The following is a 22185-nucleotide window of genomic DNA, read 5'->3' on the forward strand; positions in this document are numbered from 1 at the left end:
GTGGACCTTGTCCACCGCTGCCTCACCGGACGGAATCTCCGCAACCGCGAGACGTTTACGAAGATCGGCCAATTTACCCGCAGTGGTATGGATATCGGGTTCGGTCGTGGTCATGAAGGTGTCCCCTACGGTTGCTTGTTCGGGCGTGTCGAGTGGGTTCTGATGTCAGCTGGTTGCGAGCGATCGGGCGATCACCAGACGCTGAATCTGGTTGGTGCCCTCGAAGATCTGGGTGATCTTGGCGTCGCGCATGTATCGCTCGACGCGGAAGTCGCGGGTGTAGCCGTAGCCGCCGAAGACCTGCACCGCGTCGGTGGTCACCTTCATGGCCGCATCGGTGGCGATCAGCTTTGCCACGGAAGCGTTGCGCGAGTAAGGAAGTCCGGCGTCACGCCGACGGGCGGCGTCGAGGTAGGTGGCGCGAGCGGAGTCCACTGCGGCCGCCATGTCCGCCAATACGAAACCGAGGCCCTGGTGGTCGATGATCTTCTTGCCGAACGCCGTACGCTCCTGGGCGTACTTCACCGCGTCGTCGAGTGCCGCCTGGGCGATTCCCACTGCTACAGCGGCGATTCCGAGCCGTCCGGCGTCGAGCGCGCTGAAGGCGATCTGCAGCCCCTGCCCCTCCGCACCGATTCGCCACTCGGTGGGGACGTGCACGTTGTCGTAGTGCGCCGAGGTCGTCGGGACGGCGTGCAGCCCCATCTTCTCCTCGGGCCTACCGAAGCTCAGGCCGTCGGTTCCGTCCGGAACGAGGAAGCACGAGATTCCCTTGGATCCTTCACCTGTTCGGGCGAACAGGTTGTAGAAGTCCGCCACTCCACCGTGCGTGATCCACGCCTTCGAACCGTTCACCGTGTAGCCGCCCTCGGTCGGGGTGGCCTTGCAACTGAGTGCGGCAGCGTCCGAACCGGCCTGCGCCTCGGACAACGAGTAGGCACCGATCTGAGCCCCGCCGAGCATGTCGGGAAGCTTGTCGGCTTTCTGTTGGTCCGTACCGAAGGCCATCACGGGATAGCAGGCCAGACCGTGCACGCTCACTGCAACGGCCACTGCCGCCCAGCGCGACGCCAGTTCTTCGAGGACCTGGAGGTAGACCTCGTACGGTTGGCCACCACCGCCCCATTCCTCCGCGTACGGCAGGCTCAGCAGTCCTGCCTCCCCCAGGGTGGCGAACACATGGTCCGGGTACGCCTCACGCCGCTCGTGATCGTCGACGATCGGGTCGAGCACCTTGTCTGCCACGTCGCGGGTCAGCGCGATGAGGTCGCGCGCTTCGGCAGTGGGCAACAGACGATCGACGGGCACGTGAAAAACCTCCGGGAAGTTCGGATCAGTACTGCCGGATGATCCGCAGTACTGATGCACAGTACTGCACAAGGCGATGCAGTACCATCCCTGATGTGAACGCACCCGTGACCTCGCATGCCACGGCACGCCGTTCCGAGCTCTTCGACCAGCTCGTGAGCCTGTTTCTGGCACAGGGCTTCGCCCACCTGACGCTCGACACCATCGCTGCCCGCCTCCGATGCTCCAAGTCCACGCTGTACACACTGGCGTCGAGCAAGGATCAACTCGTCGGCGGCGCCACAGTGCACTACTTCAAGTCCATGACCACCCAGGTCGAGAACGCGGTCGCCGAGGTGGACGGCACCCGCAATCGCATCACGACATATCTGACCGCCGTCGGCGCAGCCCTGGAATCGGCGTCCGAGCAGTTCATGACCGATCTGGCATCTCTCGAATCCGCTCGTTCGGTGTACGAGCGCAATACCGCGATCGCCGCTCGGCGTGTTCAGGAGTTGATCAGCGAGGGCGTGGCCAGCGGTGAAGTACGAGACGTGCACGCCGCATTCGTCGGCGATGTCGCCTCCTCGGTCATGGTGCGCATCCAGACGCGTGAGGTGTTTCGCCTGACGGGGTTGAGCGACGGCGACGCCTATCTCGAATTGGCGAAGCTCTTGACCGCCGGAATCGGTGCCTAGCCGGAGCCGGGAATGAATCCACCTCGACACACGCTGCAGTACAGTGAACTTAGTTGATCCTTCAACGAAAGAGCGCGTGATGAAGAAGATCGGATTCTTGTCCTTCGGACATTGGTCGGCATCCCCACAGTCGCAGACGAGGTCCGCGTCGGACGTGCTGCTGCAGTCCATCGACCTCGCGGTCGCAGCCGAAGAACTCGGTGCCGACGGCGCGTACTACCGCGTCCATCACTTCGCCAACCAACTCGCGTCGCCGTTCCCTCTGCTCGCTGCCGTCGGCGCCAAGACGAGCACCATCGAGATCGGCACCGGCGTCATCGACATGCGCTACGAGAACCCGTTCTACATGGCCGAGGACTCGGGCTCTGCCGACCTCATCTCCGGCGGACGGCTGCAACTCGGTATCAGTCGAGGATCGCCCGAGCAGGTCATCGAGGGTTACCGCTACTTCGGCTACGCACCCGCCGACGGCTCGGATCATGCCGATATGGCGCGTGAGCACACCCGCATCTACCTCGATCTTCTCGAGGGCAGGGGCTTCGCGGAGCCGAATCCACGGCCGATGTTCCCCAACCCACCCGGCCTGCTGCGCCTCGAACCGCACTCCCCCGGTTTGCGTCAGCGCATCTGGTGGGGTGCCGGAACTCGCGAGACCGCCGAGTGGACCGCGCGCCAGGGTATGAACCTGATGAGCTCGACACTGCTGAGCGAAGACACCGGCGTGCCGTTCCATCAACTGCAGGCCGAGCAGATCGAACGTTTCCACAAGACGTGGAGCGATGCCGGCCACGACTTCGCGCCGCGAACGTCCGTGAGCCGCAGCATCTTTCCGATCGTCAGCGATCTCGATCGGGCCTACTTCGGCCGAGAGGGCACCGGCGACGACCAGGTCGGCTACCTCGACGGCGGCAAAGCACGGTTCGGCAAGACCTACGCGGGCGAGCCCGACCGGCTGATCGAGGAACTGGCCACCGACGAAGCGATCGCTGCCGCAGACACTCTGCTGCTCACCGTCCCCAACCAACTGGGCGTCGATTACTGCGCTCACGTGCTCGAGACACTGCTGCGCGACGTCGCTCCCGCCCTTGGGTGGCGTTGATCACCTGCTGAGCAGCGGCGTTTGGCTTCGGTGAACGTGGGTACTGGCAGCAGGTTCACCCACCCCACCTGCCAGGAGTTCCCATGCTCAAACGCGACGTATCCGCGCGCCTCGATGTAGACATCACCGCAGCCACCACGCTCGAATTCCAGATCGCAGTCGCACCGCACCCAGGTACGACGGTCACCGAGTCACTGTCCTTCGTCCTCGACGGTAACCCCATCGAGGCCAAGGAAGTGAGCGGACCGCACGGCAACCGGATCCACGTCATGCCTGCCGACGTCGGCAATCTGCAGGTCTCGTACGACGCCACCATTCTGGGCAACACCACCCCGGCTCCGGTCACCGACTACGACATGTCGCTCTACCTCCGGCCGAGCCGATACGCCGAAGCAGACAAGTTCTACGGGTTCGCCGCGACCGAATTCGGCGACTACGCGGACTCCGAGGAACTGCTCGCGAAGATCTCCGCATGGGTGGGCGCACGTCTGAATTACGTTCCGGGAAGCAGCGATCCGATCGACGGAGCCGTCGACACACTGCTCGCCGGACAGGGTGTCTGCCGGGACTACTCGCACCTCGTGGTCGCCATGCTGCGTGCGGTCAACGTTCCGGCTCGGCTGGTGGCGGTGTACGCACCCGGCTGCGATCCGATGGACTTCCATGCCGTCGCCGAGGCGTTCGTGGGCGGCCAGTGGCGTGTTGTCGATGCCACCTGCCTCGCCCCGCGCTCGACGCTGGTACGAATCTCGGTCGGCCGCGATGCTGCCGACACCGCATTCCTGGACAACCACAAGGGTGCGATCACCCTGAACAGTTCGGTCGTGACCGCCGTGGTCGACGGCGAGCTGCCTCAGGACGACATCACCGAGCTGGTCTCCCTCACCTGATGTTCCGAGCGAACACCGCAGTGATATGAGCTACATCACAGCGGCGTTTGTTTTCGGAGGCGGAAACCGACTAAGTATCCGTTACCAACAATCACAGCCACCTGAAAGGGCAACACCATGAGCTTCATCGACAAGGCCAAGAACGCTGCAGAAGACGCCATCGGCAAGGCCAAGGAGGTTGTGGGCGACGCCACCGACAACAAGGACCTCGAGGCCGAGGGCAAGAAGGACCAGGGTTCGGCAGGCGTGAAGAAGGTCGGCGAGAACATCAAGGACACCTTCAAGTAACCACCCTCCATCACATCGAGTGCCGCCGATCTCGATGATCGGCGGCACTTGCTTTTCACTCCCACTTTTCCTCACACCAGAGAACGGATTCCCCTCATGACCACATCGACAGACACGACCAAGGCCCCCAAGCGACGCGGCGGATTCGCCTCGAAGTTCGCCCTCCTGATCACGCTCGTCCTGGTCGCAGCGCTGGTGATCTTCGTGCTCCAGAACACCGTGCACACCACGATCAACTTCCTGGGTTGGAACTTCGACCTCGGCCAGGGTGTCTCTCTGCTCGGTGCAGCCGTCGTCGGTGCCGTCATCACGCTGACCGCGACCGCAGCGCTCAAGGTTCGACGCGCAGTCCGATGATCCCCCTGCTTGCCCGTAAGTACCTGTACCGCTACCTCGTCGTCGCGATCGGTCTACCCATCCTGGCCCGACTGCTGGCCTTCGCCGGTCAGAGCCTCGAAAAGCGAACAGGAAAGGACAACTTCGTGTCCAGAGGCCTGAAATCGGCCGGCAGATTCGCGCAGAGGCGAGCCGACAAGTCGCAGGGCAAGAAGGCCAGGAACTCCGAGCACGCCCTCCGTTAGGCCGGTCCACGGGTGCGTCGACCAGCAGCGCCGGCCGGCATGGCAAACGGTCAATGACCCGCCGGGTCGGTGAGGGATTTGCCTTCCTTGGCCTTGACACGCTTGCGCTCCAGAAGGACCAGGGCAATCCCGGAGACGAGTAGCACCGGCGCGGCAATGGCCCCGATCCACACCCACCCGGTGAATCCGTAACCTGCCGCGGTGAGAGTGAGACCGAGACTCACCAACGCCACTCCGATACAGATGTACCCGGGCCAGTTGCGCGTGTCGACGATTGCCTCACCCGCATGCCCGCGCGTCGTCCGATCGTCGTCGGTTGCCCCGGCGTCGGATTCGCTCGTGTTCTCGTCTGCCATGTGGATCCTCTCCGGATACGGACCGCTCGTCCCATTCGAGACAAGCGGTTCGTATCGGCTGCCCGCTTGTCACCGGCGGTAAACCTGAGGTCGGATCGGACGATCAGTCGTGCCAACTCACTGCCGCGAACGGAGCGTGGCTGGCGAGTCGGCCGACAATGCCGGCGTGCGCGAAATCCTTGGCCGTCGCGACGGCGTCGAGCACGTCTGCGCCTTTCGCGAGCTCCGCGGTGATGGCTGCGGCGAACACGCAGCCGGCACCCGACACGCGCTCTTCGCCCACCTTGGGGGCGCGCAGCACGGTCAGTTCGGACCCGTCGTAGACGACGTCGACGGCCTCGTCGCCGGGCAGACCTGTGCCACCCTTGACCACCACCAAACGAGGCCCGAGATCGGCGATTCTCTTGGCGGCCTCACCCAGGTCGTGGACGGTGTCGATGGCGTCCATTCCGGACAAGGTCTGCGCCTCGAACAGATTGGGGGTGATCACGGTGGCCAACGGAAGTATCTCGCGCCGCAGGGCATTGTCGGTGTCGAGTGCGGCACCCGGCTCCTGGCCCTTGCAGATCAGGACCGGATCGACGATTACGTGCCGCCACGGCTGCAGGCGCAGCGACGCCGCTACCGTGTCGACGGTGACGGGGGTGCCGAGCATGCCGATCTTGACGACATCGAGATCGTGTGCGGCAGTGGCTACTTCGATCTGATCGGCGATGACCGTGCTGTCGATGGGCACGAATCGGTGCCCCCAGCCCGCCTTCGGATCGAACGAGACGATGCACGTGATCGTGCCGACTCCGTAGACCCCGAGCCGCTCGAATGTCTTGAGATCTGCTTGCAGACCGGCTCCGCCGGTGGCTTCCGAACCAGCGATGACATAGGCGATTGTCGACATGGCCTCAGTATGACAATCGCAGATCGGCACCGACGCGAGTGGTCGCCACGGGATTGGGTCCGGAGGTTTCGGGGCATACGTCGAAGTCGGTGCGTCTCATCGAGCAACCGACGACACCGCGCAGTACATCGACTTCGAGCCCAGGAGTAGCGGAGCACGATCGGAGATCGTGCAATCACGCACAATGACGAGAGTTTCGGAGGCCGAATCGTGCCCACCAGCAGAAATACGTCAGCCACCTGCGAGGACGTCTGGGACGTCCTGGCGAACGGATGGAGTTATGCGACCTGGGTCGTCGGCGCGTCCCGCATCCGCGCTGTCGACGGCAACTGGCCCGCAGTCGGCAGCTCCATTCATCACTCGGTGGGTGCGTGGCCTGCGGTACTCAGTGACGTCACGCGGTCGGTGGGACTCCATGCCGGTCGAGAACTTGTGCTCGAAGCCCGTGCACTGCCGTTCGGAAAGGCCTCGATAACAGTGCGACTGCATCCTCTCGCCTCGGGCTGCCGCATCGAAATCATCGAGCACGCAATCACGGCACCCTTCGATCTGGTCCCGGACCGGGTCCAACATCTTCTGGCGCATCCACGCAACGCCGAGGCGCTGCGCAGGCTTGCACTCCTGGCCGAGCGGTCAACTGCACCGTGACCAAGACCCCACTGCGACAAGCAGTTTCGGGAAAACTGCTGTTCGTGTTCATTCTCGGCGATGTGCTCGGTGCCGGAATCTATGCTCTCGTCGGTGAGATCGCGGGTGAGGTCGGCGGAGCGATCTGGCTCCCCATGCTCGTCGCGCTGCTGATGGCGCTGCTGACCGCGGCGTCGTACGCAGAGTTGGTCACCAAATATCCGAGGGCGGGCGGCGCGGCGGTCTTCGCGCAACAGGCGTACGGCAAACCGATGGTGTCGTTCCTCGTCGGATTCTCGATGCTCGCCGCGGGTGTCACCAGTGCGGCCGGGCTGGCACTCGCCTTTTCGGGTGACTATCTGGGCGTGTTCCTCGACGTGCCTGCCGTACCCGCTGCAGTGGTCTTCCTGCTGTTGATCGGGTTGCTCAACGCGCGCGGTATCACCGAGTCTCTCCGCGCCAATCTCGTGATGACGGTGGTCGAGGTGTCCGGGCTGGTCGTCGTCATCGCCCTTGCCGGACTGGTGTTGAGCCGCGGCGACGGTGTGCCCTCTCGCGTCCTCGAATTCACCGACGAGACGACACCGACCTTGGCGGTTCTCGGCGCGGCTCTGCTGGCCTTCTATTCGTTCGTGGGTTTCGAGACGTCCGCGAACATCGCCGAGGAAGTCGAGGACGTGCGCCGGGTCTACCCACGAGCCCTCCTCGGTGCCGTCACCGTGGCCGGTGTGGTGTACGTGCTCGTCGGGCTTGCTGTGTCGACGGTCGTACCTGCCGACACACTGTCGCAGTCCACCGGTCCACTGCTCGAGGTCGTCGCTGCAGCGGATGCCGGCATTCCGCCGTCGGTTTTCGGTCTGATCGCACTCGTCGCTGTCGCCAACGGCGCGTTGCTGACGATGATCATGGCATCGCGGCTGACGTTCGGGATGGCGCGCGACGGTCTGCTCCCCGGAGTGCTCGCCGAGGTTCTGCCGGGTCGCAAGACACCGTGGACTGCCATCGTCGCCACCACAGCTGTCGCGATGGTCCTGGCCACCACCGGTTCTGTTGCGGCACTGGCCGAAACCGTGGTGCTCCTGCTGCTGTTCGTCTTCGTCAGCACCAACGTCGCCGTGCTCGTACTACGCCGAGATCGGGCAGAGACCGACCATTTCCGAACGCCCGCAGCACTTCCCGTCCTGGCGCTGATCACCTGTGCCGTACTGCTGACCCAGCAGTCGGGAGCAACGTGGCTCCGCGCCGGACTGCTTCTTGCGGTAGGCGTGGCGCTGTACTTCGTCGGTACCGTGCTGACCGGCAGGACCAAGACCGAGCAGAGGAGTACATCCCGATGACCACGACCGAAGTAGACGCGATCGTGATCGGCAGTGGCCACAACGGCTTGGTCGCGGCGGCAGCGATGGCAGACGCCGGCTGGGACGTCGTGGTCCTCGAGGCCGCCGAACATCCCGGCGGCGCTGTGCGCAGCGCCGAGCTCGTTCCCGGTTTCACCAGCGACCTCTTCAGCGCGTTCTACCCGCTGGCGCTCGCCTCGCCTGCCATGAAGGCACTCGAGTTGGAAAGCCACGGGCTGCAGTGGTCGCACTCCCCCGCGGTGTACGGCCATGCGCGGTCGCCGCACGACACCGACGCTCCGGTCGTCCACCACGATGTCGAGACCACCGCCGCGCGGCTGTCGGAACACGACGCGCGAGACGGCCGCACCTGGTTGCGACTCTTCGAGCAGTGGGAGCGCATTCGCGAGCCCTTCATGAACTCGCTGTTCGGACCGTTTCCACCAGTAGTCCCCGCGGCCCGCCTCGTCCACGCCTTGGGCGTTCCCGAGACGCTGCGCTTCGCACGATTCGCCGCTCTCCCCGCCCGTGTGATGGCGCACGAACTCTTCCACAGCGAGGCCGCTCGCTGCCTCCTGCTGGGCAACGCCATGCACGGTGACGTCCCGACCGACGCCCCCGTGAGCGGGATGATGGGCTGGCTGCTCACGATGCTGGCCCAAGACGTCGGGTTTCCTACCCCCGTCGGCGGATCCTCTGCGTTGACGTCCGCGTTGATTCGGCGTGGCGCCGCATCGGGTGCGGTGCTGGAGTGCGGTCAGGCGGTCGAGCACATCGAGGTGCGCGGCGGTCGAGCTCGGGCGGTGCACACCGCCGCCGGAGACACGTTTCGGGCGCGCCGAGCGATCGTGGCCGACGTGTCCGCACCGGCGCTCTACGGTTCGCTGCTTCCGTACGACGCCGTGCCGCGCCGTGTGCACGACGACCTGCGCACCTTCGAGTGGGACACCCCTGTGGTCAAGGTCAACTACGCGCTCGATCGTAGAATCCCTTGGAATTCACCGTCTCTGGCCGATGCCGGCACCGTTCATCTCGGTGCGGACGACAACGGTCTCGTGCATTGGGCAGCCGATCTCACGACCGGAGTCCTTCCCGCGAGTCCGTTCATGCTCTTCGGTCAGATGACCACTGCCGATCGGAGCAGATCACCGGAAGGCACCGAAAGCGCTTGGGCCTACACGCATCTGCCGAGAGGCGTCGTCGACGACGCGGCCGCCGACGCCGTGGCTGATCGGGTGGACGAAGTCCTCGACGCCCACGCACCGGGGTTTCTCGATTCGGTCGTCGGGCGGGTCGTACAGCGACCGAGCGATCTGTACGGTGCCGACGCGAATCTGCACGGTGGTGCGGTGAACGGCGGAACCGCACAGCTGCAGCAGCAGTTGATATTTCGACCGACACCGGGTCTGGGTCGGTCGGAGACGCCGGTGGAGGGTCTGTTCCTGGGCTCGGCATCGGCGCACCCCGGTGGCGGAGTGCACGGAGCGGCCGGGCTCAATGCCGCCCGGGCAGCGCTCGGCCAGCGAGGTGTCACCGGCTGGGTGAAGAAGAAAGTCACCGGTTCACTCATCGACATGTTGACCCGGTGAACGCCGTTATCGAAGTGAGATCTTTCGTTACCGGTTCGAGACCTTCGCCGGAGTCTTCCGAAATCGGACGCTGACATTGTTGAACCCACAACAACTCAGCGTTTCGTGACCGGAGGGGCACCCGCCGGGAACAATCGCTGCGGGGAAGAGGTAAGCATGTTGACAAGCACCGCAACCATGGAACGCTCCATTCGCGATGACGAGGGTGTATTCCGACTCGAAACTGTCATGGGCTCGAACGGCCACAACACTCTGCGCGCCTTCGGCGAACTGGACATGTCGACTCGAGCCGAATTCGTCCACAGTCTCGACCGGTTGGCCTACGCGTCCGATCAGGTCTCGGTCGATCTGTCGGAGGTGTCGTTCATGTACTCCGGCGTGGCCAACGCGATCATCGACGCCACCTACGTTCATCCCGGCAAGATCGACGTACTCGCACCCGCACGGTCGGTGCGCATGGTCCTGGAGGTACTGGGTGCAGGCGGCCTGTTCGCCGACACGTTTCGATCGTGAATCGGACCGGATAACAGGTAACGTCGAGAACATGCCAGACGAGCCGACCGGAGCAGCCTTCGAGATCGCGGCGGCAGCACACGACGCGACGACCGTCCTCACCGTTCGAGGCGAACTCGATCTCGACACCATCCCGGAACTGTCGGCCGTCGCATTCCCCGCGGCCGACACCGCACGAGGTGGTCTCGTGGTGGACCTCACGGACGTCAGCTTCCTCTCTTCCAGCGCAATCACAGTGCTGGTACGAGTGTGCGATCGACTACCCGATGCCTCGCGCATGGCGCTGGTAGCGGTCGACGGAGTCGTGGTTCGGCCGGTCCAGCTCAGTGGAATCGATCGGGTGATGGCGACTTTCACGACCGTGCCCGACGCGGTTGCCCACGTTCGGTCGGCTGCGCTCGATGCAGAGGTCGACCGATGACCGGCCGACACCGAGTCGGGCTTCCGCGATGACCGAAAGCAGTCTCGCTCCCAGTCGTTGGACCCACACCGCGTCGGCCGAACCGGCCGTGGCGACAGCCCTCCGGCGTCGGTTGCACCAGTGGGTCGTCGAACTCGGAGTGAGGAACGATCTGGTGGACGACATCGTCCTCGGGGTCTACGAAGCACTCGCAAACGTGGTCGAACACGCGTACCACTCGGCGCCCGAGGCCGGACCGATGACGGTCACCGCCGCCTACGAACACCGGACACTGACGGTGACGATCTCCGATACCGGGACGTGGCGTCCACCGAATCCGACGACCAATCGCAGTCACGGTCTACAACTCGCAGCCGCGGTGGCCGACGATCTCCTGGTCGACCACCGACCCGGTTTCGGCACAATGGTCACCGCTGTATGGACCGACCCGATGACAACCGACCGATCGAGATCCGCCACCCGCTCGTCATGACCGAAGGGAGTCCCCATGTCCGCCACGGCTGCTGATCTACTCGACACTGCACCGTGCGGCGTGTTCTCGGTCGACGTCGCCACCTCGCAAATCCTCTACGCCAACGCGGCCGCCGCGCGGATCACCGCGCGCAGCCGCGAGACGCTCGTCGGAATGTCGGTCACCGACCTGTTCACGGTCGAGTTCGAGCCGATCCTGGCGGCTCTGATGGATGTCGTGTCGACGTCGGAATCGGACTCGCCGGTCGGAGCGGACGCGAAATTGACCATCGCATCCGATCGACGTGCCGCAATAGCCGTGTCGATCCTGGCCAACAGTCTGCGCACGCCCGAGGGGGCCGTGACGGTGACGATGACGCTGCACAACGAAACCGAACGCCATGTGCGCGAGAAGGATCTGGTCGACGCCCGCCACAACGCGGAGGCCGCCCAGGACGATGCCGAGGCCGCTCTGGACAGATCGCAGGACGCACTGGGGGCCTCGGAAGAAGCACGCAAGCAGGCCGAGGCGGAGAAAACCCAGGTACAGATTCTGGCGTCGACGCTGCAACGCACCCTGCTGCCGCCGATCCTGTCGGCTCCGACGGGCATGAACGTGGCAGCGCACTATCACCCCGCATCCATCGACGAGGTCGGCGGCGACTTCTACGACGTGTTTCCGCTCGACAAACAGACGTGGGGTTTCTTCCTCGGTGACGTGAGCGGTAAGGGCGCGGGCGCCGCCGCCGTGACCTCACTGACCCGTTACACCCTCCGCGCCGCCGCAGTGTTCGACCGCAACCCGATCGCGGTGCTCGACAACCTCAATACCGTTCTGCACCACGAGTTCCACGGAGACGACCCACGTTTCTGCACGGTGGTTTTCGGCACCATCACTCCGGGACCGGACGGCGCAGTGGTGGACCTCGCCAGCGGCGGACATCCGCCGGCACTGCGTATCACGCACGACGCCGTCGTCGACTTCGTCGACACCACAGGTGGCCAGTTGGTCGGAGCGTTGGCCGAGCCGCACTTCGCATCGGCATCGGTGACCCTGCGCCCCGGCGACGTCATGGCGTTCTACACCGACGGATTGACCGAAGCGATCGTCGGACCCGGGCGGACGCGCTTCGACGACGACGGTGGCCTCGAATCCTTCGCTGCGAGAAAGGGTGCGACCACTGCACCGAAGATCGTCGACGATCTCACGTCACTGTTGGCGTCCTTCGGGGACGGCCTGCAGGACGACGTCGCACTGCTCGCCTTCGAGGTACCCCGGCCCGAGGCCGACTCGTAGCAGTTTTACAAGCAAGTAAAGCTTTGTCGACAGCACTCTCCAATACGGTCTTCCACCTCGAACCGCTTGGTGTTGTTTCATGTTTTTCCGCGTGGTCGGATACTCGAAACACCCAAGTCGGACAGTGGGGGATGCATGCGAGAGACGAGTACAGGTCCGTCGACCACGACGAATCAGGCAGCGACCGGTACTGCGATCCACCCGGCGCAGCGATTCGCGCCGCGCCGCACTGCATCGGCCGTGCGAGCCAGGACCGCTGCGAACTCGGGCACCGATACGCCTCGGCCACTGCAGGAAGCGCCGAGGTTTGCTGATTCCGGGCTCACCGCGCGTGAAATCGCAGTCCTCGGTGCATGGTTGCGCTGCGACTCCAAACAGGAAGTGTGCGCGGTTCTGCACATCGCGCTCGGCACGGTCAACACCCACCTGTCTCGAATTCGGGCGAAGTATGCCACCGTCGGTCGGGCGGCACCCACCAAGGCCTCACTCGTGGCCCGGGCGCTGCAGGACGGTCTGATCACCCTCGAGGATCTCTGACCGATCTGCACTGCGACGGTCCCGAATCACACTCGGCCTCGGTCGGACCATGGGTCCGCGCGTCGCCACAGGGTCGGCAGTTCGAGGACGATCCCGTCTCGTCGCGCGCAGGCGTCCAGCACATCGATGGAGGCAGACATGTTGTCGAAGGCGTAGGCGAGCGCCTGCAGTGGTTCGTCCAGAGACCGAAAGAAGTTGTCCCAGTGCGTCAGTACCACGCGTCGGGCACCGACCGCTGCGACCGTCTCCTGCCAGTACTGCTCGACGAACGCGCGCGGTCGGCGGCCGAGTTGTCCTATCGAGAGGTAGACCACCTCGGCATGGCGACCGTCGAGCATGCCGGACCGGAAACCGGCGCTGCTGTGCACGAGTGCGGTGCGGCCACTCGGAACGTGTTCGACGTGCATCGACCATGCCTCCCCGCACCGGTACTCACGCACCCGAGCCGGTTGGGTCAGTGGCCGGTCTATCGTTCCGTGCGCTCGATCCGGATACGAGTGAACCGATTCGACGAACGTGACGGCAAAGCTGCCGTGCGACGTTGTCCCACCGTTCTCGACGACGACGATCCGGTCGTTCGGGAGATCCGAACCCTGCCCGATGAAACCGGTCGAGGAACCGCCGACCAGAACGGCACCGGTGCGCAGCGCTACCGCCGCCGAGTCGAGTGCGTGATCGTAGTGCGAGTGTGCGCACAGCACAGCGTCGAGCATGGTGATCCCTGCTCTGCGCAGGGCCGCGTCGATGCGCCGCATGTCCGACCGCAGCGGTAGGGCGAGGGTTTTCGGAAGCGACGGTCGCGAGAAGAAGCCGTCGGTGAGGATCGCCGATTCGCCGTCGTCGAAGAGCACCGTGCTCACACCGAGGAACGACACCGTCACCGGCGACCGCGGACTCGCCGACGCAGTGGTGGCGATCTCCGTCGGACCCGGCAGCGCGGGACGACCGATTCTCCGGGCCACTCTCACGCTTGCGCAGCGAGCGCTCGTCCGGCCTGCCGACCGCCGAAGATGCACCCACCCAGAAACGTTCCCTCCAACGAGCGGTACCCGTGCACACCGCCGCCACCGAAACCGGCGATCTCACCTGCCGCCCACAAGCCGTCTATCGCCTGTCCGTCGCCGTCGAGGACACGGCCCTGCAGGTCGGTTTGAATGCCGCCCAATGTTTTTCGCGTGATGATGTTCAACCGCACGGCGATCAACGGACCCGATTTGGGATCGAGAATCTTGTGCGGTGAGGCGGTACGCGCGATGCGCTCTCCGCGCGATCGACGCGAATTGTGGATTGCGGAGATCTGCAGGTCCTTGGTGAACGGGTTGTCGACCTCGCGGTCGCGGGCCTCGATCTGCCGCTTCAGATCGGCGAGGTCGATCAGATCTTCGCCGGAGACCCTGTTCATTCCCTGGACGAGTTCGGCGAGTGTGTCGGCGACGACGAAATCCTCTCCGTTCTTCTTGAACGCCTCCACCGGTTCACTGGCACCGGGCAACACCCGGCCGAGAACGAGCTTGAGGTTCTTTCCGGTGATGTCCGGGTTCTGCTCCGATCCCGAGAGTGCGAACTCCTTCTCGATGATCTTCTGCGTCAGGACGAACCAGGAGTACTCGAATCCACTGTCCTGGATGGCTTTCAACGTTCCGAGGGTATCGAATCCCGGAAAGTTCGGAACCGGGAACCGTTGCCCACGCGCGTCGAACCACATGGACGACGGGCCGGGAATGATTCTGATTCCGTGGTTCTTCCAGATCGGATTCCAGTTCTTGATGCCCTCGGTGTAATGCCACATGCGGTCTTTGTTGACCAGACGGCCACCGACTTTCTCGGTGATGCCGAGCATGCGGCCGTCGACGTGTTCGGGGACTCCCGAGATCAGGGACTGCGGAGCTGTTCCCAACCGCGCCGGCCAGTTCTCCCGCACCAGGTCGTGGTTGGCTCCGATGCCGCCCGCCGTGACGAGCACGGCTCCGGCACGCAACTCGAACTCGCCGACCTCGACGCGGCTACTGCCCGAACCTCGCTCCGCGGCACTGGGTTCGAGAAGTGCGCCGCGGACTCCCTCGACTGTGCCGGCACTGACGATGAACTCGTCGACGCGGTGACGAAAACCGAAGCGCACCAACCCTTTGTCGGCGGCCTCACGTACGCGTCGCTCGAACGGCGCAACGACCCCTGGACCGGTACCCCAGGTCAGATGGAACCGCGGAACCGAATTGCCGTGCCCCTCGGCGAGGTAGCCACCACGTTCGGCCCACCCGACGATGGGAACCCACCGCACACCCTGCGCGTGCAGCCAGGACCGTTTCTCCCCCGCCGCGAAATCGAGGTACGCGCGCGCCCACTGGTGCCCCCAGTAATCCTCGCCCGCGGGATCGTCGATGCCGCGGTCGAAGGTCGCGGTTCCGAGCCAGTCCTGCCACGCAAGCTCTGCGGAATCCTTGATGCCCATGCGTCGCTGCTCCGGGGTGTCCACCATGAACAGACCGCCCAACGACCAGAACGCTTGACCGCCCAAGTTCTGCTCGGGCTCCTGGTCGAGGAGCAGCACCCGCTTTCCGGCGTCGGCCAGTTCGGCGGTCGCCACCAGTCCGGCCAAGCCTGCACCCACCACGATCACGTCTGCGTCCATTGCCCCACTGTGCTGTCGTCGGTGCCGGATCTCAAGGAAACTGCCTCAAATGACTATAGGATTTGTCGGATACTGACAAAGAGTGGGGAGGTAGGTCGATGTACCCAGCGCGGGTCGCCGTAGTCGCGAAGATCGAATCTGAGCTGGGCCCCGTCGTCGCATCCGCAGTACACGCGATTCGCGACGCGATCCCGGTCTACCGATCACTGCAGGGTGCGCAGTTGGCCGATGTCGAGGCCATCGCATATTGGTCGCTGAGGCGGTTGATGGCCCTGTGGGCGCATGGCGATCGGACGATCGACGACCGTGACCACAGTAGATTCCGCGCGATAGGTGCCGCGCGCGCAGCGGACGGGCGCCCGCTGGCCGATGTGCTGCGTGCGTATCGAGTCGCGTCGAGCGTGTTCGTTCGGCACGTGACAACCGAGTATCTCGATGTACTCGAACCACCGGACATTGCCGAACTCGGCCTCGGCGTACTCGACGCCATCGACGCAATCTCCGAGGAAATCATCGGCGCGTACGTCATTGCGCGCGAACAGCTCACATCCAACCGTGCGCAGGCGCATGCCGCGCTGCTCGACGACCTGCTTGCTGCCAGACACAACTCACCCGGGACGGTGTCGGATCGTTCGCGCGAACTCGACCTGAAGCTGCCCACGCACCCGAATCTGCTTGTGGTGCAATCGACAGATCCGGGCCGACCCATGTCCGACGACACCGTCGAATCGCTGGTCCTCGCAGTAGGACTCGTTCCGCCGGACCGCACCGCGCCGTCGGGTCAGCGGAGCCACTTGTGCACTCGGCGCGAGCAACGTGCGATCGTGTTGTTGCCACCATCGATCCACCGCGCCGAGGCGGACCTCGCGTGTCGAGATCTGATGCTGCGCGGATGCCTCGTGGAGAGATCCACCATTGCCGGTATCAGCAGTTCGTGGCGACTCGCATCGGAAGCGCTGGACACCGCACCGGATCACGCGTTCGACGACCGGGCACTGCTCGATCAGGGTGACGGTCAGCTGCTGGCACTGCTGACCGCGCGCCCCACCGCGGACACGAGCGAGGTAGTACGTGGCGTGCTCGGTCCGCTGACCGAGGCGGCGAACGAACATATTCTGCAAGGCCTTTCGGCCTTCATCGCCACCGGTACGGCAACGGCTGCCGCCACCCGACTACAGGTACACCCGCAGACTCTGCGCTACCGACTGCGCCGAGCCCAGGAACTGACCGGCCGAGATCCCCGATCTGCGTGGCATCGACTCGCGTTGGACACTGCGATTCAACTCCGGCAACTCGGTTGATCCGGCCTTCGGCAATGCCGGGCACATCGAGAACCCGGACACCCATGCATGGATCCAAACGAGGACTCGTCACCCTCTTGGGACGGTGATCGAGCGATTCAGTTGATGTTCCACGACTCGACAGCATCGAGTCGCCGGCCGTCGGAGTCGTACGTGTAGAAGCCTTCACCGTCCCCGAGACCGGTCTTTCCCGCGTCGATACCCTTTTGCAGTATGTCGGCAAATTTGACCTGATCCTCGCCACCGTGTGCGCGCGCGATGTGTGCAGCGACGTTGAAGCCGACAGTGTCGTATATCTGGAACGGACCGGCGGGTGCCCCGGTGGCTATGCGCCACACGTTGTCGATGTCCGCCGGATTGGCAACCCCGCCGACGTAAAGGTTGGCTCCTGCTTGCAGCAGCGGGATCAGAAGGCTGTTCAGCACGTATCCCGGAATTTCCTTACGGACCGGAACGGGAACGAGACCGATCTCCGACGCAAAGCTCAGTACGATATCGAAGTAGACAGGATCTGTTGCAGCAGTTGCCATCACCTCACCGGTGTTGTACCGCCACACGAGATTGGCGAAGTGCAATGCAAGAAACTTTTCCGGCCGCCCGGTGGCCTCGGCGAAACTGCTGGGCAGTAGTGACGACGAGTTGGTCACGAAGATAGTTTTCGGCGGAGCGGACGCGCCGATATCCGACCAGACCTTCTTCTTCAGGTCGAGATCCTCCGGAACTGCTTCGATCACCAGGTCGGCGTCCGAAACGGCCTCGGCGACGCTGGTGGTGGTCGTGATGGATTCGATGGCCTCGTCGAATCGCTCCTCGTCGAAAGTCTTCAGGTCACGCTTGTAATATCCGCGCATCCATTCCCAGCGGTCCGGCAGCTTGGCAAGTAATTCGTCGAAAATGTCGTATCCCACAACGGTTTTTCCGTGGTAAGCAGCCTGCATCATGATCTGCGAACCGAGCACTCCGGTTCCGAGTACGGTCACGTTATCGACATCGGTCATGGACGACACACTTCCCTTTATGTAGTCACTGGTTTCCCGCTCTCCAAGTTCTACCGCTGAGCGCGAAGCCATCGTCTCGTGGGGTCCAACAGCGGACCGACTCGACCGACGACGGCGCTTTACACTCCACATGATCGACGGTTCACGCATACTCGAACGATGGCTGTCGATCCCCGCGGAAGAGACCTGAAGCGCTACCTCGAAGAAGACCCCGGTGGGCCGGTGGTGATGCTCAACCTGCTTCGGTTCGCCGAAGGTGGCCGCGATTCCTACGCGGAATATGCGAAAGCACTGGACGAGACGTTTCTCCCGCGCTACGGCGCGACGGTGCTGTACGCGGGCGACGGTTCGACCGCACTTGCCGCCGAGGACGGACAGGCCTGGGATGCGGTGCTCCTGGTCCAGTACCCGTCACGTAAGGCGTTCAGCGAGATGGTGGCCGATCCCGAGTATCAGACGGTGACGGCGTTACGGACCGCCGCGTTGACAGAGGCGGTCCTGCAGGCCACCATTCCGTGGTCGTGAATTCGCCCCTAGGCTTCGCATCCGCGTTCGCAAAGAGGGACTTCACGGCGTTGCGAGCAACTTACTGCGGAACAGGTCGAGTACCTGGTCCAAAGCCTGCCGTGTCGGCTGCCCTGGTTCGTCGATGAGTCCCTCCGTGACAACGGAATGCGGCGGTCCGAAGGCTTCCGGGTTGAACGAGGAGTCGGGTAGTTCCACCGAGACGAATGCGTCGCCGAGCTGCTCTCGCAGCCATTGGAATCGCACAGGCGGGCACATCTTGTCGCCCTCGAAGCGCATCCCCAGGACCGTGAGTTCCCCTGCTGCACAACGACTTTTGACCTTGTCGAGATCGCCCGGGGTGATATCGATGGATCGAGCGCGAGACTTCGATGCCGCGAACGGGAGCGACGGCTGCGAGAGCACCGGTGCGATCAGTCGATCGTCCGCCGCCATGGCGAGAGCGAATCCGCCGGTGAAGCACATTCCGATGGCACCGACGCCCGGTCCGCCGCAGCGCTCGTGCTCCTGCGCCGCCAGAGCCCGCAACCACACCACGATGCGCGACGATTTACCGGTAGCGAGGATGGTGAATTCGCGACTGATGCACGCCGGCACCATGGCGCGGGACATGGTGGCAACGGTGCCGAGCGCTCCCAGCGGCGCGGTCAGCGGATCCTTGCCGTCGACTCCGAACAGGTGCGGAACGACGGCCGTACAACCGATTCCGGCGACGGTTCTCGCGAAGTCCGCCACCCTGGGAGTGATGCCCGGCATTTCCGACATCACGATTACAGCAGGTCCGGTTCCGATGCGATAGACGGGCGCTGTCCGCCCGTCCGCGGTGAACTCGGTTCGCTCGAAGTCGGCCAGTGCGTCATCGGTCATGGGAGTGCGTCCTTCTGCCAAGGGTTCACCGCGCCGAGCCGACGCTTGCGATCAAAGCTAGATCATCGCGGATCGACACGACGTCGATCGAACACGTGTCGCTTACGCACTCACCACGAGTTCGTGTCGGCCAGAACGGTCACACCCAGCGCGACGAAAAGCGTGGCACCGGCCGCAACTCCGAACAGACTCGCGGCGGGCGCTCCCGCGCGTCGGCCGAGCACGCTCGCCGCGACATCGAGGGCATCGATCCCGACCCCGGCCGCCACCGCCGCCTTTCGAACGTCCGAGGACGGGTGATGCAAGGCCATTCCGAGTGCCAGATCGCGTACTCCGAAGAGGCGAGTCGCCACCCCGGCGCTTCCGGGTTCACGCATGGGTCCGAGACCGAAGGCGCGCCACGAGTGCGCAGGACTGACCCACGACACCAAACCGGCAGTCGATCGCAGAACCGACAGTGCGAGCAACGGGGTCGACTGTGAACGCATAGCGTCTCCTTCAGATTTTGTAGTGGTTACTACAGAAACGCTACCTGTAGTGCCCACTACAATCAAGGCGTGGCCACCAAACATTCGCGCGAAGAGATGCTGTCCGGCGCGTTGGACGCTGCCCTGGAAGGCGGCCTGAGCCGCTTGACTTTCGGCCGACTCGCGTCGCGTCTGCAGATCAGCGATCGCATGGTCGTCTACTACTTCCCCACGAAGGACGACCTTCTGACGTCCGTTCTGTCGGTGGTGGGAGACCGATTGCAGCACGTGCTGTCCGCGGCGTTCCCGACGCCGATGAACGACCACCGCTCCCTCGTCGCGGCGGCGTGGCCGGTCGTGGCAAAACCTGAATACGATCCGTTGTTCGGTCTGTATTTCGAGGCGATAGGACAAGCCACTGCAGGACTGGAGCCCTACCGGTCGGTGGCCTCACTACTGGTGGAGGGCTGGATCGAGTGGCTCAGCGGCTTTGTCGTCGGTAGTCCGGACCACCGACGGACGGAGGCCACAGCTGCAGTGGCACTGCTCGACGGCCTGCTGCTCATGCGTCTGTTGGGAGGCAACGATCTCGCCGCCACCGCATCGACGTCACTTCTGAACACCGGTGGATCCCAGAGGGAACGACCGAGTTCATGACGACGCCGGTTCTTCGATCGGCGTCTGGAACGACCACAGATGTCCCTCGGGATCGCGCACGCTGTATTCACGGACGCCGTAGGGCATGTCGGTGGGCGGGTAGTCGATCGATGCCCCGGTTGCCGCCACGCGAGCGTGGTGGGCATCGACGTCGTCGACGAGGATCGCAAGCGATGCGGTGACCGATCCGGTTGTCAGCGGCGACACCATCCGATGTTCGGAGGCCTCGCGGTGAAGCCACACCACACCGTCACCCGCATGCACTTCCCCGTGCACTGCTCTGTCGCCGTCGTATTCGATGGGCCCGGGAGCCAGTCCGAACACGTCGACGAGGTAGGAATGCGCTGCTGCGATGTCGCGATACACCAGCAACGTGGTGCGCCTGGTGACTGCCGGCTCCTCGGCCGACAGGCCCGAGAGTAGGTCCAACAGCGCGTCGTCGCCGAGGAGAGCACCGTGCAGTAGCCGGTCCTCGACCGCCCGAACCCGCTCTCGCACACGAGCGAGCTCGGCCATCTGCCGGTCCAGGTCGGCCAGATGCTGCCGACTCAGGTGCAGGAGATCCGCTGCGTCCGGCTCCACATCGCCCAGCGGGGTGCCCAGTTCTCGGAGCAGTCGAATCCGGTACAGCCGGTCGAGGTCACCCCCGTCGTAGCGACGCCTGCCCCCTCCGTCTCGGACGGGAGCGAGCAGACCGAGTTCTTCGTAGTAGCGCAACGTACGCTCGGTGACGCCGGTTCTACGGGCCACATCACCGATGCCCCATGTGCTGGAATCGCTGCTGTTCATGCAGGCAACGGTAGAACCTCACGCCACGTCAGGAGCAAACTCGGCCGGTTCGGATCACACGTCTTCGAGTCGAATTCCCTTGGTTTCCTTCATGAAGAAGCAGGCGACACCGGTCAGAGCGGCCAGGAACATGATGTACACACCGAACACCCAGCCCAAGTCGAGGCCGAGGAAGAGCTGGTTGAGATACGGCGCAGTTCCGCCGAACACCGCTACCGAGAACGAATAGGCGAATCCGATTGCCTGCGTGCGGAGTCGGGTGGGAAAGCTCTCCGAGAGAGTCGAGGAAAGGATGGATGCCGGGACGGCGATGACGAGCAACGCCACCGTCGACGGGAGCAGCAGTGACCACCATTGCGTCGAGATCATCATCGTCAGCGGGATCTGCAGCACGAACATCAGCACGGCGAACGCGGCCAGCATCGGCCGTCGACCGATCGAATCCGAGAGACGACCGAAGAACGGCAGGGACACCAGCGCTATCAACTGAGCGACGACGAGCATCCAGTACGCGGTGTCCGGGTTCATCCCCCGCTGCGTGATGGCGAACGTCGAGACGTAGGAGGTCCAGGTGTAGTGCGCCGCAGTGATTCCCGACGTCATTCCGATCATCAACACGATCGCCCTGACGACGGTCTTGCGTGCGATCGGTGCCTGTTCCACCTTGTTCTGCTCCGAATCGAAGACCTCGCTCTCGTCCATGTTCTTGCGCAGGTAGAGCGCGAACAACGCCAGGAGTGCTCCCAGCAGGAACGGGATACGCCAACCCCACTGGCCGACAGCCGATTCCGACAGCGTCGAGGTGATGACGCCACCGACCGTGTACGCCAGAGCCGACCCGCCGAAGATCGCGACGAACGCGACGCTTCCCCACATGCCCCGACGGTTCGGCGGTGCGATCTCGCCGACGTAGGAGTACGCCGTCGCCGACTCACCGCCGTGCGCGAATCCCTGCATGACGCGTGCGAGCAACAGCAGTACCGAGGCCCAGGCACCGATCGCACCGTAGGTGGGCATGATGCCGATCAGCAGGCTGCCGGTCGCCATCATGAGCATCGTGGTGACGAGAACGAACTTGCGGCCCTTC

Annotated in this window: 27 protein-coding genes; 17 read left to right on the plus strand and 10 right to left on the minus strand. The window is 64.1% G+C overall.

Annotated elements, in window-relative coordinates; genetic code table 11:
• Positions 1-165 precede the first annotated feature (165 nt).
• Positions 166-1308: an acyl-CoA dehydrogenase family protein gene (locus tag CH256_RS02370; protein ID WP_094668771.1), complete on the minus strand. Its 1143-nt coding sequence runs from the start codon at positions 1306-1308 to the stop codon at positions 166-168.
• Positions 1309-1403: 95 nt separating this feature from the next.
• On the opposite strand from CH256_RS02370, the gene CH256_RS02375 reads away from it, so the two are divergent.
• The 6 genes from CH256_RS02375 to CH256_RS02400 all read left to right on the plus strand — a co-directional run bounded on the left by CH256_RS02375 (position 1404) and on the right by CH256_RS02400 (position 4843).
• Complete coding sequence (locus tag CH256_RS02375) at positions 1404-1985, plus strand: TetR/AcrR family transcriptional regulator (RefSeq protein ID WP_256989339.1); 582 nt, start codon at positions 1404-1406, stop codon at positions 1983-1985.
• A gap of 79 nt (positions 1986-2064) precedes the next feature.
• Positions 2065-3084 carry an LLM class flavin-dependent oxidoreductase gene (locus tag CH256_RS02380; RefSeq protein WP_094668772.1) on the plus strand — a complete coding sequence of 340 codons (1020 nt, stop codon included), beginning with the start codon at positions 2065-2067 and terminating at the stop codon, positions 3082-3084.
• An 83-nt stretch (positions 3085-3167) separates the two neighbouring features.
• Positions 3168-3974, plus strand: a complete 807-nt coding sequence (locus CH256_RS02385; RefSeq protein ID WP_068283468.1) for a transglutaminase-like domain-containing protein — start codon at positions 3168-3170, stop codon at positions 3972-3974.
• Between the two features lie 117 nt (positions 3975-4091).
• Positions 4092-4262 (plus strand): CsbD family protein, encoded by a 171-nt coding sequence (locus CH256_RS02390; protein ID WP_008718579.1) that lies wholly within the window; start codon positions 4092-4094, stop codon positions 4260-4262.
• Between the two features lie 96 nt (positions 4263-4358).
• Complete coding sequence (locus CH256_RS02395) at positions 4359-4619, plus strand: lipopolysaccharide assembly protein LapA domain-containing protein (protein ID WP_068046905.1); 261 nt, start codon at positions 4359-4361, stop codon at positions 4617-4619.
• Complete coding sequence (locus tag CH256_RS02400) at positions 4616-4843, plus strand: hypothetical protein (protein WP_094639779.1); 228 nt, start codon at positions 4616-4618, stop codon at positions 4841-4843. The genes CH256_RS02395 and CH256_RS02400 overlap by 4 nt, the downstream gene beginning before the upstream one ends.
• Positions 4844-4893: 50 nt before the next feature.
• Here the strand turns inward: CH256_RS02400 and CH256_RS02405 are convergent, their stop codons facing one another.
• Together CH256_RS02405 and thiD are read right to left on the minus strand one after the other, a co-directional pair.
• Entirely contained in the window at positions 4894-5199 is a 306-nt protein-coding gene (locus CH256_RS02405) for a hypothetical protein (RefSeq protein ID WP_094639778.1), read from the minus strand.
• Positions 5200-5302: 103 nt separating this feature from the next.
• Positions 5303-6094, minus strand: a complete 792-nt coding sequence (thiD, locus tag CH256_RS02410) for a bifunctional hydroxymethylpyrimidine kinase/phosphomethylpyrimidine kinase (RefSeq protein WP_094639777.1) — start codon at positions 6092-6094, stop codon at positions 5303-5305.
• 210 nt (positions 6095-6304) lie between these two features.
• Between thiD and CH256_RS02415 the strand changes: the two genes are divergently transcribed.
• From CH256_RS02415 to CH256_RS02450, 8 genes are all read left to right on the plus strand, one after another.
• Positions 6305-6742 (plus strand): SRPBCC family protein, encoded by a 438-nt coding sequence (locus CH256_RS02415; protein WP_094639776.1) that lies wholly within the window; start codon positions 6305-6307, stop codon positions 6740-6742.
• Positions 6739-8058: an APC family permease gene (locus CH256_RS02420; RefSeq protein WP_094668773.1), complete on the plus strand. Its 1320-nt coding sequence runs from the start codon at positions 6739-6741 to the stop codon at positions 8056-8058. Before CH256_RS02415 ends, CH256_RS02420 begins: the two co-directional genes overlap by 4 nt.
• Positions 8055-9647: a phytoene desaturase family protein gene (locus CH256_RS02425; protein WP_094668774.1), complete on the plus strand. Its 1593-nt coding sequence runs from the start codon at positions 8055-8057 to the stop codon at positions 9645-9647. Before CH256_RS02420 ends, CH256_RS02425 begins: the two co-directional genes overlap by 4 nt.
• Positions 9648-9803: 156 nt before the next feature.
• Complete coding sequence (locus CH256_RS02430; protein ID WP_094639773.1) at positions 9804-10160, plus strand: STAS domain-containing protein; 357 nt, start codon at positions 9804-9806, stop codon at positions 10158-10160.
• 31 nt (positions 10161-10191) lie between these two features.
• The gene (locus tag CH256_RS02435; RefSeq protein ID WP_068046886.1) at positions 10192-10581 is read left to right on the plus strand and encodes an STAS domain-containing protein; all 390 of its coding nucleotides are present in this window, start codon (positions 10192-10194) and stop codon (positions 10579-10581) included.
• A gap of 28 nt (positions 10582-10609) precedes the next feature.
• Entirely contained in the window at positions 10610-11053 is a 444-nt protein-coding gene (locus CH256_RS02440) for an ATP-binding protein (RefSeq protein ID WP_094668775.1), read from the plus strand.
• 15 nt (positions 11054-11068) lie between these two features.
• The gene (locus CH256_RS02445; protein WP_094668776.1) at positions 11069-12328 is read left to right on the plus strand and encodes a PP2C family protein-serine/threonine phosphatase; all 1260 of its coding nucleotides are present in this window, start codon (positions 11069-11071) and stop codon (positions 12326-12328) included.
• Positions 12329-12463: 135 nt separating this feature from the next.
• On the plus strand, positions 12464-12865 hold the full coding sequence (locus CH256_RS02450) for a LuxR C-terminal-related transcriptional regulator (RefSeq protein WP_068046879.1): 402 nt from the start codon (positions 12464-12466) through the stop codon (positions 12863-12865).
• A 26-nt stretch (positions 12866-12891) separates the two neighbouring features.
• On the opposite strand, the gene CH256_RS02455 is transcribed toward CH256_RS02450, so the two are convergent.
• Together CH256_RS02455 and CH256_RS02460 are read right to left on the minus strand one after the other, a co-directional pair.
• On the minus strand, positions 12892-13827 hold the full coding sequence (locus CH256_RS02455; RefSeq protein ID WP_068046876.1) for an MBL fold metallo-hydrolase: 936 nt from the start codon (positions 13825-13827) through the stop codon (positions 12892-12894).
• Positions 13828-13829: 2 nt separating this feature from the next.
• The gene (locus tag CH256_RS02460) at positions 13830-15494 is read right to left on the minus strand and encodes an FAD-binding dehydrogenase (protein WP_094668777.1); all 1665 of its coding nucleotides are present in this window, start codon (positions 15492-15494) and stop codon (positions 13830-13832) included.
• Positions 15495-15592: 98 nt separating this feature from the next.
• Here CH256_RS02460 and CH256_RS02465 point away from each other — a divergent pair, with 98 nt between their 5' ends.
• Entirely contained in the window at positions 15593-16795 is a 1203-nt protein-coding gene (locus CH256_RS02465; protein ID WP_094639768.1) for a helix-turn-helix domain-containing protein, read from the plus strand.
• A gap of 98 nt (positions 16796-16893) precedes the next feature.
• Here CH256_RS02465 and CH256_RS02470 read toward each other — a convergent pair whose 3' ends face one another.
• Positions 16894-17793: a 3-hydroxyacyl-CoA dehydrogenase gene (locus CH256_RS02470; protein WP_094668778.1), complete on the minus strand. Its 900-nt coding sequence runs from the start codon at positions 17791-17793 to the stop codon at positions 16894-16896.
• A gap of 159 nt (positions 17794-17952) precedes the next feature.
• Between CH256_RS02470 and CH256_RS02475 the strand changes: the two genes are divergently transcribed.
• Positions 17953-18318 carry a DUF1330 domain-containing protein gene (locus CH256_RS02475; protein ID WP_068046864.1) on the plus strand — a complete coding sequence of 122 codons (366 nt, stop codon included), beginning with the start codon at positions 17953-17955 and terminating at the stop codon, positions 18316-18318.
• Between the two features lie 42 nt (positions 18319-18360).
• Here the strand turns inward: CH256_RS02475 and CH256_RS02480 are convergent, their stop codons facing one another.
• Both CH256_RS02480 and CH256_RS02485 read right to left on the minus strand, forming a co-directional pair.
• Positions 18361-19185 (minus strand): dienelactone hydrolase family protein, encoded by an 825-nt coding sequence (locus CH256_RS02480; protein WP_094668779.1) that lies wholly within the window; start codon positions 19183-19185, stop codon positions 18361-18363.
• Between the two features lie 110 nt (positions 19186-19295).
• A complete protein-coding gene (locus tag CH256_RS02485; RefSeq protein ID WP_094639766.1) occupies positions 19296-19673 on the minus strand; it encodes a hypothetical protein in 378 nt (125 codons plus the stop codon).
• A 69-nt stretch (positions 19674-19742) separates the two neighbouring features.
• On the opposite strand from CH256_RS02485, the gene CH256_RS02490 reads away from it, so the two are divergent.
• Positions 19743-20309, plus strand: a complete 567-nt coding sequence (locus CH256_RS02490; protein WP_094668780.1) for a TetR/AcrR family transcriptional regulator — start codon at positions 19743-19745, stop codon at positions 20307-20309.
• Here CH256_RS02490 and CH256_RS02495 read toward each other — a convergent pair.
• Together CH256_RS02495 and CH256_RS02500 are read right to left on the minus strand one after the other, a co-directional pair.
• Positions 20304-21098, minus strand: a complete 795-nt coding sequence (locus CH256_RS02495; RefSeq protein WP_094668781.1) for a MerR family transcriptional regulator — start codon at positions 21096-21098, stop codon at positions 20304-20306. The two genes, CH256_RS02490 and CH256_RS02495, sit on opposite strands and share 6 nt — an antisense overlap.
• A gap of 54 nt (positions 21099-21152) precedes the next feature.
• The coding region (locus tag CH256_RS02500) for an MFS transporter (protein ID WP_094668782.1) at positions 21153-22185 on the minus strand (1033 nt) is incomplete at its 5' end.

The sequence above is a fragment of the Rhodococcus sp. 05-2254-6 genome (assembly GCF_002258565.1).
In the GTDB taxonomy this organism is placed as follows: Bacteria; Actinomycetota; Actinomycetes; order Mycobacteriales; family Mycobacteriaceae; genus Rhodococcoides.

What these genes read in the sequence shown, in the direction of transcription:
- CH256_RS02380 (WP_094668772.1), top strand. Translation starts at nt 2,065, where the DNA reads ATGAAGAAGATCGGATTCTTGTCCTTCGGACATTGGTCGGCATCCCCA.
- CH256_RS02385 (WP_068283468.1), top strand. Translation starts at nt 3,168, where the DNA reads ATGCTCAAACGCGACGTATCCGCGCGCCTCGATGTAGACATCACCGCA.
- CH256_RS02390 (WP_008718579.1), top strand. Translation starts at nt 4,092, where the DNA reads ATGAGCTTCATCGACAAGGCCAAGAACGCTGCAGAAGACGCCATCGGC.
- CH256_RS02395 (WP_068046905.1), top strand. Translation starts at nt 4,359, where the DNA reads ATGACCACATCGACAGACACGACCAAGGCCCCCAAGCGACGCGGCGGA.
- CH256_RS02400 (WP_094639779.1), top strand. Translation starts at nt 4,616, where the DNA reads ATGATCCCCCTGCTTGCCCGTAAGTACCTGTACCGCTACCTCGTCGTC.
- CH256_RS02405 (WP_094639778.1), bottom strand. Translation starts at nt 5,199, where the DNA reads ATGGCAGACGAGAACACGAGCGAATCCGACGCCGGGGCAACCGACGAC.
- thiD (WP_094639777.1), bottom strand. Translation starts at nt 6,094, where the DNA reads ATGTCGACAATCGCCTATGTCATCGCTGGTTCGGAAGCCACCGGCGGA.
- CH256_RS02425 (WP_094668774.1), top strand. Translation starts at nt 8,055, where the DNA reads ATGACCACGACCGAAGTAGACGCGATCGTGATCGGCAGTGGCCACAAC.
- CH256_RS02430 (WP_094639773.1), top strand. Translation starts at nt 9,804, where the DNA reads ATGTTGACAAGCACCGCAACCATGGAACGCTCCATTCGCGATGACGAG.
- CH256_RS02435 (WP_068046886.1), top strand. Translation starts at nt 10,192, where the DNA reads ATGCCAGACGAGCCGACCGGAGCAGCCTTCGAGATCGCGGCGGCAGCA.
- CH256_RS02440 (WP_094668775.1), top strand. Translation starts at nt 10,610, where the DNA reads ATGACCGAAAGCAGTCTCGCTCCCAGTCGTTGGACCCACACCGCGTCG.
- CH256_RS02445 (WP_094668776.1), top strand. Translation starts at nt 11,069, where the DNA reads ATGTCCGCCACGGCTGCTGATCTACTCGACACTGCACCGTGCGGCGTG.
- CH256_RS02450 (WP_068046879.1), top strand. Translation starts at nt 12,464, where the DNA reads ATGCGAGAGACGAGTACAGGTCCGTCGACCACGACGAATCAGGCAGCG.
- CH256_RS02460 (WP_094668777.1), bottom strand. Translation starts at nt 15,494, where the DNA reads ATGGACGCAGACGTGATCGTGGTGGGTGCAGGCTTGGCCGGACTGGTG.
- CH256_RS02465 (WP_094639768.1), top strand. Translation starts at nt 15,593, where the DNA reads ATGTACCCAGCGCGGGTCGCCGTAGTCGCGAAGATCGAATCTGAGCTG.
- CH256_RS02470 (WP_094668778.1), bottom strand. Translation starts at nt 17,793, where the DNA reads ATGACCGATGTCGATAACGTGACCGTACTCGGAACCGGAGTGCTCGGT.
- CH256_RS02475 (WP_068046864.1), top strand. Translation starts at nt 17,953, where the DNA reads ATGGCTGTCGATCCCCGCGGAAGAGACCTGAAGCGCTACCTCGAAGAA.
- CH256_RS02480 (WP_094668779.1), bottom strand. Translation starts at nt 19,185, where the DNA reads ATGACCGATGACGCACTGGCCGACTTCGAGCGAACCGAGTTCACCGCG.
- CH256_RS02485 (WP_094639766.1), bottom strand. Translation starts at nt 19,673, where the DNA reads ATGCGTTCACAGTCGACCCCGTTGCTCGCACTGTCGGTTCTGCGATCG.
- CH256_RS02495 (WP_094668781.1), bottom strand. Translation starts at nt 21,098, where the DNA reads ATGAACAGCAGCGATTCCAGCACATGGGGCATCGGTGATGTGGCCCGT.